The 14,358-nt window shown below is 42.1% G+C and carries 20 protein-coding genes; 8 read left to right on the top strand and 12 right to left on the bottom strand.

Annotated elements, in window-relative coordinates; all coding sequences use genetic code 11:
* Positions 1–569: 569 nt before the first annotated feature.
* The 12 genes from ACTQ40_RS06940 to ACTQ40_RS06995 form a co-directional block, all read right to left on the bottom strand.
* The gene (locus ACTQ40_RS06940) at positions 570–1,424 is read right to left on the bottom strand and encodes an HNH endonuclease (RefSeq protein ID WP_441085670.1); all 855 of its coding nucleotides are present in this window, start codon (positions 1,422–1,424) and stop codon (positions 570–572) included.
* 64 nt (positions 1,425–1,488) lie between these two features.
* Complete coding sequence (locus tag ACTQ40_RS06945) at positions 1,489–2,307, bottom strand: hypothetical protein (RefSeq protein WP_441085671.1); 819 nt, start codon at positions 2,305–2,307, stop codon at positions 1,489–1,491.
* Positions 2,301–2,639: a hypothetical protein gene (locus tag ACTQ40_RS06950; RefSeq protein ID WP_432490328.1), complete on the bottom strand. Its 339-nt coding sequence runs from the start codon at positions 2,637–2,639 to the stop codon at positions 2,301–2,303. The genes ACTQ40_RS06945 and ACTQ40_RS06950 overlap by 7 nt, the downstream gene beginning before the upstream one ends.
* Complete coding sequence (locus ACTQ40_RS06955; protein ID WP_441085672.1) at positions 2,633–2,968, bottom strand: hypothetical protein; 336 nt, start codon at positions 2,966–2,968, stop codon at positions 2,633–2,635. Before ACTQ40_RS06955 ends, ACTQ40_RS06950 begins: the two co-directional genes overlap by 7 nt.
* Complete coding sequence (locus ACTQ40_RS06960; protein WP_441085673.1) at positions 2,965–3,090, bottom strand: hypothetical protein; 126 nt, start codon at positions 3,088–3,090, stop codon at positions 2,965–2,967. Before ACTQ40_RS06960 ends, ACTQ40_RS06955 begins: the two co-directional genes overlap by 4 nt.
* Positions 3,091–3,357: 267 nt before the next feature.
* Positions 3,358–3,906, bottom strand: a complete 549-nt coding sequence (locus tag ACTQ40_RS06965; protein WP_441085674.1) for a hypothetical protein — start codon at positions 3,904–3,906, stop codon at positions 3,358–3,360.
* Between the two features lie 12 nt (positions 3,907–3,918).
* Positions 3,919–4,218 carry a hypothetical protein gene (locus ACTQ40_RS06970; RefSeq protein WP_441085675.1) on the bottom strand — a complete coding sequence of 100 codons (300 nt, stop codon included), beginning with the start codon at positions 4,216–4,218 and terminating at the stop codon, positions 3,919–3,921.
* Positions 4,218–4,442, bottom strand: coding sequence for a glutaredoxin domain-containing protein (locus tag ACTQ40_RS06975; protein WP_441085676.1), 225 nt, complete (start codon positions 4,440–4,442; stop codon positions 4,218–4,220). The genes ACTQ40_RS06970 and ACTQ40_RS06975 overlap by 1 nt, the downstream gene beginning before the upstream one ends.
* Before the next feature lie 291 nt (positions 4,443–4,733).
* Positions 4,734–5,423 carry a DNA-methyltransferase gene (locus ACTQ40_RS06980; RefSeq protein ID WP_441085677.1) on the bottom strand — a complete coding sequence of 230 codons (690 nt, stop codon included), beginning with the start codon at positions 5,421–5,423 and terminating at the stop codon, positions 4,734–4,736.
* A 181-nt stretch (positions 5,424–5,604) separates the two neighbouring features.
* Positions 5,605–5,814, bottom strand: coding sequence for a hypothetical protein (locus ACTQ40_RS06985; protein ID WP_441085678.1), 210 nt, complete (start codon positions 5,812–5,814; stop codon positions 5,605–5,607).
* On the bottom strand, positions 5,815–6,291 hold the full coding sequence (locus ACTQ40_RS06990; protein WP_441541168.1) for a hypothetical protein: 477 nt from the start codon (positions 6,289–6,291) through the stop codon (positions 5,815–5,817).
* Positions 6,288–6,872: a hypothetical protein gene (locus ACTQ40_RS06995; RefSeq protein ID WP_441085680.1), complete on the bottom strand. Its 585-nt coding sequence runs from the start codon at positions 6,870–6,872 to the stop codon at positions 6,288–6,290. The genes ACTQ40_RS06990 and ACTQ40_RS06995 overlap by 4 nt, the downstream gene beginning before the upstream one ends.
* Positions 6,873–7,328: 456 nt before the next feature.
* Here ACTQ40_RS06995 and ACTQ40_RS07000 point away from each other — a divergent pair, with 456 nt between their 5' ends.
* The 8 genes from ACTQ40_RS07000 to ACTQ40_RS07035 all read left to right on the top strand — a co-directional run bounded on the left by ACTQ40_RS07000 (position 7,329) and on the right by ACTQ40_RS07035 (position 14,322).
* Positions 7,329–7,931 (top strand): terminase small subunit, encoded by a 603-nt coding sequence (locus ACTQ40_RS07000; RefSeq protein ID WP_441541170.1) that lies wholly within the window; start codon positions 7,329–7,331, stop codon positions 7,929–7,931.
* A gap of 404 nt (positions 7,932–8,335) precedes the next feature.
* The gene (locus tag ACTQ40_RS07005; RefSeq protein ID WP_441085682.1) at positions 8,336–8,746 is read left to right on the top strand and encodes a hypothetical protein; all 411 of its coding nucleotides are present in this window, start codon (positions 8,336–8,338) and stop codon (positions 8,744–8,746) included.
* The gene (locus ACTQ40_RS07010; RefSeq protein WP_432490425.1) at positions 8,733–9,005 is read left to right on the top strand and encodes a hypothetical protein; all 273 of its coding nucleotides are present in this window, start codon (positions 8,733–8,735) and stop codon (positions 9,003–9,005) included. The genes ACTQ40_RS07005 and ACTQ40_RS07010 overlap by 14 nt, the downstream gene beginning before the upstream one ends.
* 56 nt (positions 9,006–9,061) lie before the next feature.
* Positions 9,062–10,348: a PBSX family phage terminase large subunit gene (locus ACTQ40_RS07015; protein ID WP_441085683.1), complete on the top strand. Its 1,287-nt coding sequence runs from the start codon at positions 9,062–9,064 to the stop codon at positions 10,346–10,348.
* A 58-nt stretch (positions 10,349–10,406) separates the two neighbouring features.
* A complete protein-coding gene (locus ACTQ40_RS07020; RefSeq protein ID WP_441541173.1) occupies positions 10,407–11,936 on the top strand; it encodes a phage portal protein in 1,530 nt (509 codons plus the stop codon).
* 12 nt (positions 11,937–11,948) lie between these two features.
* Positions 11,949–12,695 carry a hypothetical protein gene (locus tag ACTQ40_RS07025; protein ID WP_441085769.1) on the top strand — a complete coding sequence of 249 codons (747 nt, stop codon included), beginning with the start codon at positions 11,949–11,951 and terminating at the stop codon, positions 12,693–12,695.
* A 101-nt stretch (positions 12,696–12,796) separates the two neighbouring features.
* The gene (locus tag ACTQ40_RS07030; protein ID WP_441541175.1) at positions 12,797–13,480 is read left to right on the top strand and encodes a DUF4355 domain-containing protein; all 684 of its coding nucleotides are present in this window, start codon (positions 12,797–12,799) and stop codon (positions 13,478–13,480) included.
* A gap of 32 nt (positions 13,481–13,512) precedes the next feature.
* Positions 13,513–14,322: a N4-gp56 family major capsid protein gene (locus ACTQ40_RS07035; RefSeq protein ID WP_441541177.1), complete on the top strand. Its 810-nt coding sequence runs from the start codon at positions 13,513–13,515 to the stop codon at positions 14,320–14,322.
* Positions 14,323–14,358: the final 36 nt, after the last annotated feature.

Raw genomic sequence — 14,358 nt, forward strand, 5'->3', positions numbered from 1 at the left:
GACCAGCTGTTACTGTCCTTATGGAGTGGCTTCTGTAGGCTATCGAACAGCTGTTCGCGTATCTATTGACCTAGTTTACATAATGTGTATTATACAAAGTTGACATGACACATTGACTCAACTGTTCGACAGTCTCGACACACGTTGACCGACGACCGACCGACGAGACACACGACAGACTCACGAACAGCTGACACGATAAGCTATCTGACAGGCTTCCCAAGGCGTACCATACACCGTTGACCCCACCAAGGGAGGGGGTCTTGCCACAGCTGACCGAAGGCGCGCGCACTATCAGCCTCTTAGAAATTCTGCAAGTTTCCGTGTGAGGCTGTCCGATTTATTTTTTCTGGATCTTCTATATAGGGCTGTCCGATAGCTTTCCGACAGACTCCGAAAACGGCTGGCCAATTTTATTTTTGCAGTTTTCCTAATAAGACTTCCGACAACTGTTACGATCACACGCACGATAAGCTGTTTGGTTAGTTTATTTATAACTCCATACATAACAAAATAAGCCGCCCTTCGACAAGCTGTCAAAAGGTGGCTCAATCAATTATTATGGAGGCTTAGGCAAAGCTCCAGTAGAGACCTTTGTGAGTCTTTTGGCGGCCGTTACAGCAGCTACTGATATGCCCCGGATGGAACCCCATACGAATAGCCTCTGCGGCACTTTTGAAGGTGTACACTATGTTTCCTTCTGAGTCCTTTGCAACAACTGGCTTGGAAAGTTTTTCTGTAGCTAGTTGTCTAGCCGTTCCATGGAGGACATTATGCTGATAGGTACACCATTCGAGGTTGCTGGCACAGTTGTTAAGTTTATTCTCGTCTATGTGATTTACTATTGGAAAGTTGTTGGGGTTTGGACAAAAAGTCTCTGCAATAAGCCTATGCGTGTAATACGACTTACCATTTACCCTCACTCGACGGTACCCAGTGGCTTGCACATAGCCCAAACGTTCCCTTAACTTGCCCTGCGCATCTAAAGAAGCAACTCTTCCAGATGGATGTGCCATAGCTGTAGGGATGCTGGGGATAGGCTTCCATTCTGACAGGTATTCAATAGCTTTACCAAGGTTCTTCCGAGGCTTTCGGGAGGCTAATGAGTGACGTGCATTATGGCTTGCTGTGCAGATTTCTAAATTCATTACATTGGCGTTTGTTTTAACTTCGTCAATATGATTAACAACCCAGACTTCTGGAATATCTCCAATAAAAGCTTTGGCTACAGCCCTGTGAATACGCAGAGAGCTTTTTCCTCTACCCACAGAAACTGAGGGATAACTTCCTGCAAGAAAACCTTTCAAGACTCTCCCACGTCTCCCCTTAATCTTTCCCTCCATATTGACAAAATATCCCTCAGCCCCTTCAACAGGCTTCCAAATAGTTGGGTCATAAACTCCTTCAAATCTAATCGGCTTCAAATAACTTTCCTCCTATACTTATCAAAGCCGCCTTCCCACAGCTTTGGAAAGCGACTCTATTAGCTTATTTATATTTAGTGTCCAGCAGGTTTATGATAGCTCTTACTAAACTCTTCCGCTGCTTTTTAGCTGGGCTCTCCTGCATCAATGCCCCTACTCTCCATGTTGGAGTGCCATGTTCTTCACGAGCTTCTTCAAAGCGTTTAGCAGTTGATTCCAAATCCTTTCCAGCAAACCTCTTCATAAGCTCAGCTTCCTGCTGATGTAACTCCTTCCAGTAGCTATCGTCAACGACTTCCGACTGAGGCTTTCCCAGAGTCTCATTGCTGAACAGCTCAGTGGAGTCTTTGGCAGACTTCTTGGCAGCTTCGGAAACCTTTTGAATTCCTTCCAATAGCTCCGGAATCTCCTCACGAGACTTCTCAAGTAGTAGACTGTCTAAAGCATCCTTAGCCAATATGTCCGCAGCCTTTTGGACAGCTTCCAGAGCAGATGCCTGCCACTGCTCCTCCATCCGCTCTCTGGTAGCCTCTAGGCAGTCTTCAAAGGTTACCTTCTTAGTAAGTAAATAACGGCTATCACGAGCCTCAGATAAATCGAACTCCACTTCCTCAGCCTCTTGTAAAGTCTCCAAGCGGTCGGCCAATTCATTTAGGGTGGAAGCATGCTTCGTAAAACTTTGAGTAAAGTATGCCTCAACGTCTCCTTTCATGACTAGTATGGAGTCATCTTTAACATACTCAGCCACAGCCCTCAGAAGCCTTGGCAACAGCTTCTCTGAAATCACTAGGCGACTATTGCAGTGGTCTACCCGAAGGTCTGGCTGATATTCTGTTGGAGTGCTTGGGTTATACTTTTTGATGTCAATGGAATAGTCTAGCATAAGATAATTCCTCCAGTATCTTCATAGTCTATCTCAATGTCGTTGATGGAGTCTAGGTAAAGGTCTGCTGAGCCAGATGCCCGATAGATGCTGATAGGAGTGTCCATAGGATAATCCAGTAGCTTGTGGACAAGCTCTCCAATAGTTCCGGCAGGAAGCTTTGTGAATGACTGTTCCAAGACGTCTGCATCTAATCTATCACTCCATGGGTCGAGTAAACCTCCAATGTCGTAGCAATTAGTTTCCGAATCTACTGATAGGACTTTGTAAAGGTCTCCTTCATAATCTAACAGTAAGTCTCCTTTGGAGTATTTCATTGGTCTATTTACCATAGAGTCACTTCCCCTTCCTCAAATTTACTAATTATTTCTACATCTTTTACGTCAACTTTCCATCCATTAGTGTTCCATTGGCAAATACTAACACTGTCAGTAGGATCATGCTTGGACAGCTCATGGATAAGCCATGCCACAGTTCCTATAGGAGCTTTTCGCCATATCCACTCAGCACTTGCGCTAGGGTAATTGAATACTTTACCATTAGCTACTCTAATAGTATATTGCTTAAATTCCTCTGAGGCTTTAATTACCTCGGCGCTCATCCGTGGTTCTTCTGGATCTCTCCCAGCATCTACTAAAACATCTCCTACTTCAAACTTCATTTAATCTCCTCCAATAGTTTTTTACGAGCTTTCCAATGCTTTTCCCCAGCCCTCATGTCTCTTGTCACATAGTAGTGGAACTTTTTCATAAGCTGGTGGTACAGTATTTTAAGCTTTTTCATAAAAATCCCCTCCAATCACATTAAACAAAGTACAATAAAAGCTACGAAAGAAGCTCCTATCAATAGCAGCATTCCAAAGACTAAGCCAAGGAATTGCCAGAATTCTTTAAACTTGCCAAGATAGCATAAAACTGCTATGAATGGAGCCAGAAAGATGATCCAACAGATAAGTAGTAGTAGTAAATTCATCATACAGCCTCCTAAAAACTTTTATAGAGTTATCATAACACAAAAAAAGAGCCCTGTCAAGAGCTCTTCGCAAGTTTGTTAGTTGATTTTAAAGGCATTTTCAAATTCTGCGTCTGCCATCCACTCGCAGCATTTAGATTTTTCCCAGAATACATTAACAGGAAGTGTGTCATTCGGGCTATCTTCTACTTCAAAGATAATTGCCACATCCCCTCTATCAGGGAATACCATAGCATCTCGAACGGCATAGGTACGGCCTGATTCGCAGGTCAATGACTTAGCTGGGTAAGCAACACTTCCAGTCTCTTTCAGTGGTTCTGGATGCTCCAGCGCCTCGATTCTAGCAGCTAATTCAGTCGTACTATTAAGTGCTCGGTCAGCGGTGTACTGAGCGTATAAAGCGTGGGATTTAGCAGCATCTGCCTCCTCTTGTAAATTAGCCTGTACCAAAGCCTCCCCAAGGCGTTCTCCATCAAGGCTGATTGGAATAGTCACATCGACTTCTTCATTAAGATATTTGACATCTGAGGCAGCTTCATCGAAGCGCCCTTGTAAATAAGCATCCAAATCTAAGCCTTCTCGTAATACTCGTTCATAGTCTTCGTGAGATAAAATAATTTTAGTCATTTAATAGTCTCCTTAATTGAATGGAATGTGGCGTTCACGGAAAAATTCTGCCATGTCTCGTCCAGTAGTTGTTGTAATGTGAGGTAAGTCGGTTACAATTTGCTGTCCAAAGTTATCGTAAGTTTGATCGTCTTCAAATTCGAGACTTAAATCTTCGACAGGCTCCACGACATCTGTGATAATGTCTTCCAAAGCTTCCTGAACAGCCATGATTTTACCTAATTCAACTTCGTCAGCATATAAAGCATCTATCCCAAGCCGCTCAATACGTCGTTCAATTAGGTATTTAATAAGTTCTCCTACATTAAACATTATACAACCTCCTTCAATAAGTCAGGTCGAAAGCCTGTCCAAGTTACTTTTCCATTAATCACTACAGGAAATTGACTAAAACCACTGTCACGAAGGTGTTGCAACAACTCTTCGTCAGTTTCGTCAACAACAATCTCCTCAAACTTCGTTCCTTGCTTGTTCAAAAACAGTTTCGTCTGGCGGCAAGCGGCGCAGAAAGTACGCTTAGTATAGATTTTTAACAAGTTACCAGTCCTCCATATTGTAAAAATAGTTTCTTAATAGCTTTTCGGAATTCTTTCATTTTGGCACCTCCCTATCTAACAACACATTTCTAGAATAGCCCACAAGATCATCCATAGAATTAGGAATGTCCACAAACCTAGAAATAAAGCCGTTGCTGAAACGCCTACCACGAATAGTAGGAATAACCCTATTAGGAATAGTAGAAAAGCTACTAAGAGGCTTATCCAACAATTAAATTTGTCACTCAAAACTCATCCCACCCTTCCACGTAGGCGTATTCCTCTTCTGATTCAGGCTCCTTCTGATAGTAGTCTCCCTTTGCTAATTTCAAAGTACTCCGGATCTAGTTCAGATCCTATGAATCCTCTCCCTAAATTAGCACAGGCTACTCCTGTAGAGCCGCTCCCCATAAAAGGATCTAGTACAACGTCTCCCTCATTAGTTAAATGTTCCACTATCCACTGCATTACAGCTACTGGCTTCTGTGTAGGGTGACCCTTGCCTACCTTTTCGCTACTTGGAGTTAAGCCTGATTTAATCAGAGGTCGATCATAGGTATCACTGATCCGGTTGAATGTCCACTTTGCCCCCTTCTTAACTGCCCATACGGCTACCTCATAATCTACAATAAACCTCCGATCTCTATTACGAGGCATCGGGTTAGATTTTTCCCAGCGAATCATATCTTTAACCTCAAACCCTAGTGACTCCAAAGTAGCAGCGATCTCTCCTAGGTTTTTCCAAGCATTAAATATTAGGATATTTCCTCCCTTTTTAAGTTTTGGAGTAGCCAGTTCGATCCATGAGCTTAAGTCAAACTCCTTGTCCCACTCGCCAAAGTCAATCCCTCCTCTGCCCATGGACTGGAAGTTGTTATCTCTACTGATGTTGTATGGGGGATCTGTAATAATTGCGTCAATGCTGTTATCCTCCAGTGTATTAATGAACTCCAAGCTGTCTCCAAAGTTTAATGTAATCATTATAAATCACTCCTCATAATATTCATAATAAATCCAGTAGTTGTGCCAAACATTTGTGATCGCCAGTGGAACTCCCTCGTATGAGTACTACGAAGCATGGCAATGCTTAAGTCGATGAGATTCTCCTATAATGCCACTTCGAAGTCCTTTGGTCGCCGTTGAACATCGTGCGCAAAGATTGTCATTTGGAATCCTCCCTCAGCTCTACCAGAGCCGTTGTATCGCCGCCACTCATAACATTCCAATCAGATGAACTAAACGCTCCATAGAACACTCTTAGAATTTCATAGGATTTAGCAAGCTCTGTAAGTTGTTCGTCGATACCTGTATACTTGAGATGACCGTCTTCATCATACTTAGTGAACCCTTTCAGCTCTCTCCACTCAGTCATCTACTCCACCTCCAGTATCTTGGACATCCGTTTGATAGCTTCCTCAGCCTGTTTGCCAGACTCTTGAATCTTATTATCCAATCGTTCCTCCAAAGCATCTCGCACAGCTTCCGGAAGGTATCTGTCCAATGACAAATCCGCCATCTGCTTACGAGCTGTGGTCATGTTTGATAAAGCAGCTAGGTACACATCCAAGTTAATGTCTAGTGAAGTATCTAGGACAGTTTTGTGAGTAAATTGTGGAACGAATGGTAGATCAGTCTCTTCGTCAACTAATTGCAGTTCGTCTGCATAAAACCAGATAACTTCTCCCTGCTCCAATCCAACCATGACATTGGGGTCTTCTACCCTTCTGTTTGGATTCACTGTTCTAACCTCGCCGATAGTTCCTATAGGAACTGTTGGAGATGAAATTACATACCTTCCCGATAAGTCCTGGAAATACCTTACTTTGTCGCCTACTTTAAATTCTGTCATAAATACCCTCCTAATGTTTTACTAAGTTGTTTGTCTAGCCTAGAAATCTTTCTAGCTACTGTTGATTTAGGTACTCCTAAAGACTTCTCAATTTCTCTAACACTAGACTCTCGAATGTACCTTTCAACGAATAGTGACAATCTTTCTTTATCATACCATGGAAGTATCTCAGTTGTCAAGTAAATGGCATCAATCCATCCATCTTCTAAGGAAACTTCCACAGCTAGATGGTCAAGAAGCCCCATCGGAAACTCATGGGCATACTTCTCAGAGGGTGTCTTCATTCTACGGTGCTTACGAAAGCTATAAAAGCTATACTCAAAACTACTGCACTTAGCGTATTTGTTATCTCCTCCAATAGAGCCTACCGTATCGTTTGCCAAAGCTAATAGAGATACCCACTCGGAGAGGGATTCTGGAGGCTCCCCAAATCGCAGTTTATAGGATGATATAATTTGCTCAGCCCATAAAAAGTTTTCTTTATCAGTTCCTTTATTTCTCAATAGGTACTTTATGAGCCGAATACCCTCTTGGACGGCTTTACCTTTATTTGCAGCTCTCTGAAAATTCTCATACAGCATAATAAGCCTCCTAAAATAGTCTGAGAGCTGTTCTACGTCACTTACGCCTAATCATCCCAGAAGATAATAAAAGTCTCCTCAGACGGTTGTCAACGACTCATAGGCGTATTGTAGCTTCCTTAGCTCTATGAATCTATCTTACCACGTCTTTAGAGACTTGTCAATAGCTTTTTGTAATTAATTTAAACTCCATTGCAAAGCCTTCCTTTCCTTTTCCAAGTTTCGGATAAGCTTTCTAAAGGCTTTTGCAAGGCAGCTTCTTGGAGTACCGTCGGTATCAGCGACCGACAGCGCTAAAACCTTTTCTCTAAAAGCATTATACCATTATTTAAAAAGCTTGTCAAGTGATTGACTCCATTATATTAAAATATTCTAATAATTCTTACATGGGACGTCCCAAGCTTCTAAAGGGGCTATCGAATGAGGACTTATTAATCTGTTGGAAGGAGGAGACAGATGGCTCTTAAAATTCAAGGAAAAGAAGTCGGAGAGCGACAGCAGCAGTACATGACTTCCTCACAGACTCCAGACTACTATGATGGAGTAGATTTAACAACCCTTAAGCCAAAGATGAAACGCTTTGCGCAGCATTATGTATCTACGGTAAACATTGCTGAAAGCTGTAGATCAGTTGGTTACAATGAATCTTCTGGACACCGCTTATTAAAACGAGACGATGTAAAAGCCTACATTCAATGGCTTATTACAGAGCAGTCCAACGCTGACATCATGACTGCTACAGAAGTCTTGGAGCATCTTACAAAGATTGCTAAGCGAGATGGCTATGATGAAATCGTAACAGCTAAAGGGGATAAGATTCAAGCAAGGATTTCTACAAAAGACCAGCTGACCGCCTTACAACAACTAGCTAAATTCCATGACTTGCTAACTCCAGACGTACAAGTCAATAATGAATTAAACATCATAGTTGATATATCTGAGCCGGAAGACGACGAAGAAGAAATTAAGCAGGCCGAAGCAGTTGAGGACGATGCTTTGGAAGCAGACTTCGAAGAAACCGACGAAGAACTAGACTATGGTTTTCTGGAAAACTACTAAAGGAAGGGAGAAATCCTTATGGAAAAGCTTCCGACTCCCCTTCGGAAAGTCATTTCAATACTCTATTTGAAATGGCACGGCATAGGACTATCTGTAGTCAGCATTCTGTATGGCGTAAGGCTATACTTAAATATAGACACACTTAATCACGAGGCTTTATACGACCGCATCTCCAGTCTTTTTGATCTACGACTTATATCAGCTTTCTTTGTAACAGCTGGATTTATCAAACTTCTTGGTAACATCCTTAACAGAAACAGACTTCGTATAGCAGGAGTAACCTCTTTAGCAGTTCTTTGGTCTGTTATGGGAGTAACCTATCTGTCTACCCCTAATACGATTGCTATTCTGGCTATTGGATGTGCTTGGACAGCCTATGGAGTTCTCATTCGGGAGGACTTTAAATGAACTTCCAGCACTGGGATGTACTAATCACTGGTGTATTAGCCTTTGTAACTGCTTGGGTAGGCAAAAACTTAGACTTCAAAGGGCTAGTCAGAAAGACTGAGATAGAGAATCGTGACGAGATTTACACTAGCTGGAAAGAGATGTACGAGACTAAGGCAGCTGACCACAACGAGCTTAAAGCTGAGTACAACTCTGTTCGACAAACTGTTTTCGACTTAGAGGAAAAGTTTAGCCAGTTAAAATTTGAGATGGCTGACTTGAAGCGATCCATGCAAGAGAAGGAAGACGGCTATTTGCTACAGATTTCTCAGCTAGAGGAACGTGTCGACGAACTTGAGGAAGAAAACGCCTCTCTGAAAGAAGAGTTAGAAACCTTTAAAGGAGGTGGTAAATTTGAACAACACTGAAATCATCATGACCGTTGCAGTCGGCATCGGGGCAATCATGACAGGCTTAATGAATATGATTAAATCTCAAGAGTATATTCCAGCTCGGTACATTCCTTTGGCAGCTATCGTCTTAGGCGTTATCGTTGGAGTAGCCGGAGGTATGGTTGTATTTGATGTCGAACCAGTTATCGGAGCAGTTGCAGGACTTATTGCAGGGCTTTCGTCTGTAGGCTTCTACGAGACTGGCAAGTCTGTTAACAATGCTATCAACAAATAATCAAGAAGCCCTACGGAAAACCTCTGTGGGGCTTTTATCTACTTTAGGAGGACACTATGGCAAACGATAATAAAACAATTCCATTAAAACTTACAGTCCCTCCGAGAATCTTTAACGAGGCTTACCTTCCATACTTATACAATAAGCCTAATGGTAAGTATCGTACAATGGTTTTCTACGGAGGAGCAGGTTCTGGTAAGTCTAAGTTTGTGGTTCAGAATACGATTCTAAAAGGCTTAGCAAGTAAGCGTAAGTTTCTAGTAACACGTAAAGTTGATAATACGATTCGGGACTCCATCTTCCAAGAATACAAGACATGTCTACAGGAGTTTGGCATCTACGACCTATGTGATGTAAAGGCTTCGTACATGACTATTAAACTACCTAATGGAACAGAGTACATATTTAAAGGGATGGAAGACCCAGAGCGTATCAAATCTATTTCCGGTATCTCTGACATAGTTATGGAGGAAGCTACTGAGTTCACTTTGGACGACTACTCACAGCTTCAACTACGGCTGCGTAACAAGTCTGCCGGAAACAACCAAGTATTTATTATGTATAACCCTGCTTCAAAAGATAACTGGGTCTACCACATGTTTCATAACCCAGCTAAGAAACGTCCAGAGAATTGCAAAGTTATTAGTACAACTTACAAAGACAATCGATTCCTTCCTAGATCATACATCAAGCAGTTAGAGGACATGAAGAATACTAACCCAGTATACTACGAAATCTACGCTCTTGGCAAGTTCGCCAGCTTGGGTAAACGTATTTATACAAACTGGACAAGACAGCGGCTAGACTTACGGAAGCTTTTGAGAGACCACTGGAAACCTAAATGGGGGCTTGACTTCGGATTTACCAATGACCCTACCGTACTACTTTCCATTATGATTGATGAATCTTCTAGGTGTCTTTACATCTATGATGAAATGTATCAAACAGGTTTATTAAACAAGGACATCTTCGAAGAGATTAAGAAGCGTAAGATAGTCCACAATGAAATCTTTGCAGATAGCGCTGAGCCAAAGTCTATTGAAGAGCTTCGGAGGCTTGGGGCACGACGTATTAAACCTTCACGAAAAGGGAAGGACAGCATCTTGCATGGTATCCAATATCTGCAAGGCTACACAATCGTTGTTGACCCACGCTGTGTAAGGACTATCTCAGAGCTGGAGAATTATGAGTGGCAACCTAACAAACATCTTAAGGACGAGTACCTTAACAAACCTCGATCCAACGGCTTCGACCACTGTATGGATGCTCTTCGATATGCTGTATCAGACATGATCCCAAGAAACAAAGTAAGGTCTATCAGCAAGGCTGCCTTCGGGCTGTAGGACAGTTCCACAAAAGCGTGGGGCTGTACCTTTGAAGATAATTAAGGAGGACTATCACATGGCTATTCCAAATAACCAATTGTCTGCTGGAGACATTTATACAGTCGCTGATAATCGTAAGCACTATATATCCAGAGACTTTACAACTGATGAATTAATTAATGCTGCTGAACTCCATTATGGGAGAGTAGGTAGCTACCAGCTTTTGTATGATTATTACAAAGGTGTGCACCACGCTATCCTAAACAGAACGTTTGACGATAAGACAAAGCCTAATAATAAAGTCGTGCACAACTTCCCTAAACTGTTAGTAGATACAGCAGCTTCTTACTTAGCTGGGGAACCAATTACTTTAAAAGGCGACGAGACAACTATTGATGCGATGCTTCCAATTCTTAATAAGAATGATTTCCATGACGTTGACAATGAGTTGGTTAAGCTTTCTGGAATCTTTGGCCATGCTTTTGAAATCCATTACCTAGACCGTAACGGAGACTATCGTATCAAAGCAATTTCTCCAATGAATATGGTTATGTGCTACTCGATGGACTTGGACAGTGAACCTCTAGCAGCTATCTATTATAACACTGTGTACCAAAGCGCTACAGGAGCTGTGTACCGGACTTATGAAGTCTATACCAAAGATAAGATTATTAAATTTGAAACAGAGACTCTTGCCGATGGAACTAAAAGTAAGCCAATCCCAGAAACTTTTCCGAATCTTCTTGGAAAGTTTAATGTATTTGAAGTCATCGCTAACGAGGAACGTCTAGGAGACTTTGAAGCTCAGATTCCATTAATTGATGCTTACAACTTAGCTGTATCAGACTCTGTAAATGACATTAACTATTTGAATGATGCCTACTTGTGGTTAGCTGGATTTGACATTGGAGAAGACGAAAACGGTAACTCTGAGTTGGATAAGATGAAAAACAATCGTGTCATGGTTACCGAAGAGGGTGGGAAGGCTGAGTGGTTAGTTAAGAACATTAACGATACTCACATTGAAAACATCAAGGATAGAGCCGAACGTAACATCTTTAGTCTTTCTCAAACTCCAGACTTGACATCTAAAGACTTCAATGCAGCTACTGGAACAGCTATGAAAGCTGCTACACAACCATTGGAGAACAAGTCAGCAGTTCGTGAGTCTAAGCTTCGCAAAGTATTTCGCCAACGCTATGAAATCATCTGCCACTACTTGACTAATTTGAAAGGTGCTAAAGATCTTAAACCAGAGAAAGTGGAACCAGTCTTTGTACGTAACCTTCCACAATCATTCTCAGAGTTAGCTGATATGGCTGTTAAACTTCGTGACATTCTACCAGATGAAACGATCATTGCACAGTTCCCATTCATTACTGACCCAGAGTCTGAGGTTAAGAAAGCTAACGAACAGCGTAAGGAACGTATGAAGATTCAAGCAGAGATGTCAATGCTTAAACAGACTAACCTTGGACAAGTCGCTACAGCAGGTCAAAACGTCAAGAAGCTAGACAATAGAACTGATGCCAATACGATTACCACAGATGATGCAGTAGCTGCTAAAGAGCAGGAGAAATCACGTAACAAGAAACCAAGAGACTAGGAGGACTTATAGATGGCTAGAAAGATGGGGAAGAAGAAACGCCAAGAACTTCTGGAAGCCTTTCTGACAGATGTCATGATAGATACTCAGAAAGACTTTGCAGATATTATCGGGAGGTACTCTCCCCAACTTGAGGCTGTTGTTGATAAGATTATCATAGAAGCTATGAAAGAGTCTCCAGACTATATGCTTATCCAAGACTCCAAGAGCTTACTAGAATACTACACCTCAGTCTATGGTACAGCCTTCAAAGAAGAGCTTACAAAAGCTTTCACGGAGGTTGCTGAAAAGGTCGTGGGACACCCCTCATTGGGAGAGGGGATAGCCTCTGTAGATATAACGAACGCAATTCAAGAGCTTATCGAAGAAGCTTACGACTACTTCTTTAGCATCTTACTTCCGATACTCTATGAATTGGAGGGCGTAGCTACAGGAACAGTCGTTTTAGGAGAGAGTCAAGGCAAGCTCGCTCACTTAGAACAGCTTAGAGACAACCTTCTCTACTTCCTCAGACGACATGTAGAGGCTCAAGCCTCAGTAATTATAAATCTTGCTGTTGTGGAAGCTTCCAAACAGTACGAGATAACATTATGGAAATGGAGCAATAGACCAGAGTTAACCGTTAGTGGAGTTTGTGAGCATTGCAAAAGCTTAGCTCACGGAGGTATCAGAAACGAGGGTCTCTATACCCTAGAAACATTACCTCTTCTCCCTGTGCATCCTCATTGTGTCTGCATCATTGTCCCTGTAATCTCGTAGGTTAAATGTTAAAGGACACCTAAGCCAAGGACTTTACAAAATACTATATCTAAAGCACGGTAGGGCGTTGTACCTACGAGGGCGGAAGGAGAAATACAATCATGGCAGACGAAATTATGAAAGAACAAGGCAATGGGACAGCAGAAGGCACAGAAGGGTTATCTGTTGAAACTGTTTTAGGAGCTATCGAATCCAATCCAGAACTGCGTAAAAGCGTAGAAAGTCAATTCTTAAACAAAGATACAGTAGGAAGTTTCTTAGAAACGGAAGCAGGCAAATCTATCATTAGTCCTCGGTTAGACCAGTTTGCATCCAAAGCTATTGAGTCTTGGAAGAGTAAGCACTTGGAAGGGATCGTTCAAGAACGGTTACAAGAATTAAACCCTCCAGAAACACAAGAGCAGATTCAACTTCGGCAGATGCAGTCACAGCTCAAAGAAATCCAAGCAGAGAAAGACCGCTTAGCAATGCAAAGTGTGGCTTCAGCCGCATTAGCAGCTACAGGACTTCCGGCAAGCTTTGCAGACTACGTGATTGGAGATTCTCCAGAAGCTACGAAACACAACGTCAACTCTTTAGACGTAGAAATCAATAACCTCTTGTCACAACGTGTGGAGGAAAAAGTAAAAGGCCTTGCAGCTCAGACAGCACCTAGCAACCAAGATATTGTAGGGGTTGGAGGGCAGCGAGAAGCTAAATCATTATTCGACTTATCTCCCCAAGAAGCTATGCAGCTTAAAGCAAGCAACCCAGCTAAGTACGAAGCTTTGCGACGTAACTCTTAATTAGATAAGTCCATACGAAAAGGAGAATACACATGGTAGCAGAAGTAACTAAAATTGCAGATTTAATCAACCCCGAGGTCATTGGAGACTTCCTAGAGAAGAAAATGATCGACAACCTTATCTTAGCACCTTTGGCAGATATTGACAATACTTTAGTCAATCAGCCAGGCGATACTTTGACAGTACCTCAATGGAACTTCATCGGAGAAGCTGACGACGTAGCGGAAGGTGTAGCGTTCGACCCAGTTAAATTGACTGCAACATCTTCTACAGCAACTGTTAAAAAAGTTGTTAAAGGTGTTACATTGACGGACGAGGCTGTTCTATCAGCTTATACACAACCTGTCAACGAAACTGTACGTCAGTTAGCTTTAGCAATCGCAAGCAAAATCGACAACGACTTTGTGGATAAGATTAAAGCTTTGACTCCATCGACTGATGTTAAGATTGACCCAGCTGGTTACGGATGGGTATTGGATGCTCAAGTAGCTTTTGGAGAAGAGTTCGACGATGAAACATTCTTGTTCATCTCTCCTAAGAGTCGTGCTAACATCTTGAAATCTGGAGACTTCGTTCACATTGACCAAGGACGTAAGATCATCACAGGAGAATTGGGAGAGTTGTTCGGTATGCGTATCGTAATCTCTAACAAACTTGCTAACGACGAAGCATTCGTTATCAAACGTGGTGCATTGAAACTTATTATGAAACGTGGCTACAACGTAGAAACAATCCGTGAAGGTTTCAAACGTCAAACGACTATCTCCGCTGACCAACACTACGTAACATACGTTCAAGATACTACGAAAGTAGTTTACATCAAAGGAACTGTTACACCCTAATGCTCCCCAAAATCTTAGCTCAAGCGACGTCACTGC

The organism is Collinsella sp. Sow4_D11 (assembly GCF_052116465.1).
Lineage (GTDB): Bacteria > Actinomycetota > Coriobacteriia > Coriobacteriales > Coriobacteriaceae > Collinsella.

Excerpts from the sequence above, each read along its gene's own strand:
- ACTQ40_RS06945 (WP_441085671.1), bottom strand. The coding sequence starts at position 2,307 with ATGCTAGACTATTCCATTGACATCAAAAAGTATAACCCAAGCACTCCA.
- ACTQ40_RS06950 (WP_432490328.1), bottom strand. The coding sequence starts at position 2,639 with ATGGTAAATAGACCAATGAAATACTCCAAAGGAGACTTACTGTTAGAT.
- ACTQ40_RS06955 (WP_441085672.1), bottom strand. The coding sequence starts at position 2,968 with ATGAAGTTTGAAGTAGGAGATGTTTTAGTAGATGCTGGGAGAGATCCA.
- ACTQ40_RS06960 (WP_441085673.1), bottom strand. The coding sequence starts at position 3,090 with ATGAAAAAGCTTAAAATACTGTACCACCAGCTTATGAAAAAGTTCCAC.
- ACTQ40_RS06965 (WP_441085674.1), bottom strand. The coding sequence starts at position 3,906 with ATGACTAAAATTATTTTATCTCACGAAGACTATGAACGAGTATTACGA.
- ACTQ40_RS06970 (WP_441085675.1), bottom strand. The coding sequence starts at position 4,218 with ATGTTTAATGTAGGAGAACTTATTAAATACCTAATTGAACGACGTATT.
- ACTQ40_RS06980 (WP_441085677.1), bottom strand. The coding sequence starts at position 5,423 with ATGATTACATTAAACTTTGGAGACAGCTTGGAGTTCATTAATACACTG.
- ACTQ40_RS06985 (WP_441085678.1), bottom strand. The coding sequence starts at position 5,814 with ATGACTGAGTGGAGAGAGCTGAAAGGGTTCACTAAGTATGATGAAGAC.
- ACTQ40_RS06990 (WP_441541168.1), bottom strand. The coding sequence starts at position 6,291 with ATGACAGAATTTAAAGTAGGCGACAAAGTAAGGTATTTCCAGGACTTA.
- ACTQ40_RS06995 (WP_441085680.1), bottom strand. The coding sequence starts at position 6,872 with ATGCTGTATGAGAATTTTCAGAGAGCTGCAAATAAAGGTAAAGCCGTC.
- ACTQ40_RS07000 (WP_441541170.1), top strand. The coding sequence starts at position 7,329 with ATGGCTCTTAAAATTCAAGGAAAAGAAGTCGGAGAGCGACAGCAGCAG.
- ACTQ40_RS07005 (WP_441085682.1), top strand. The coding sequence starts at position 8,336 with ATGAACTTCCAGCACTGGGATGTACTAATCACTGGTGTATTAGCCTTT.
- ACTQ40_RS07015 (WP_441085683.1), top strand. The coding sequence starts at position 9,062 with ATGGCAAACGATAATAAAACAATTCCATTAAAACTTACAGTCCCTCCG.
- ACTQ40_RS07020 (WP_441541173.1), top strand. The coding sequence starts at position 10,407 with ATGGCTATTCCAAATAACCAATTGTCTGCTGGAGACATTTATACAGTC.
- ACTQ40_RS07025 (WP_441085769.1), top strand. The coding sequence starts at position 11,949 with ATGGCTAGAAAGATGGGGAAGAAGAAACGCCAAGAACTTCTGGAAGCC.
- ACTQ40_RS07030 (WP_441541175.1), top strand. The coding sequence starts at position 12,797 with ATGGCAGACGAAATTATGAAAGAACAAGGCAATGGGACAGCAGAAGGC.
- ACTQ40_RS07035 (WP_441541177.1), top strand. The coding sequence starts at position 13,513 with ATGGTAGCAGAAGTAACTAAAATTGCAGATTTAATCAACCCCGAGGTC.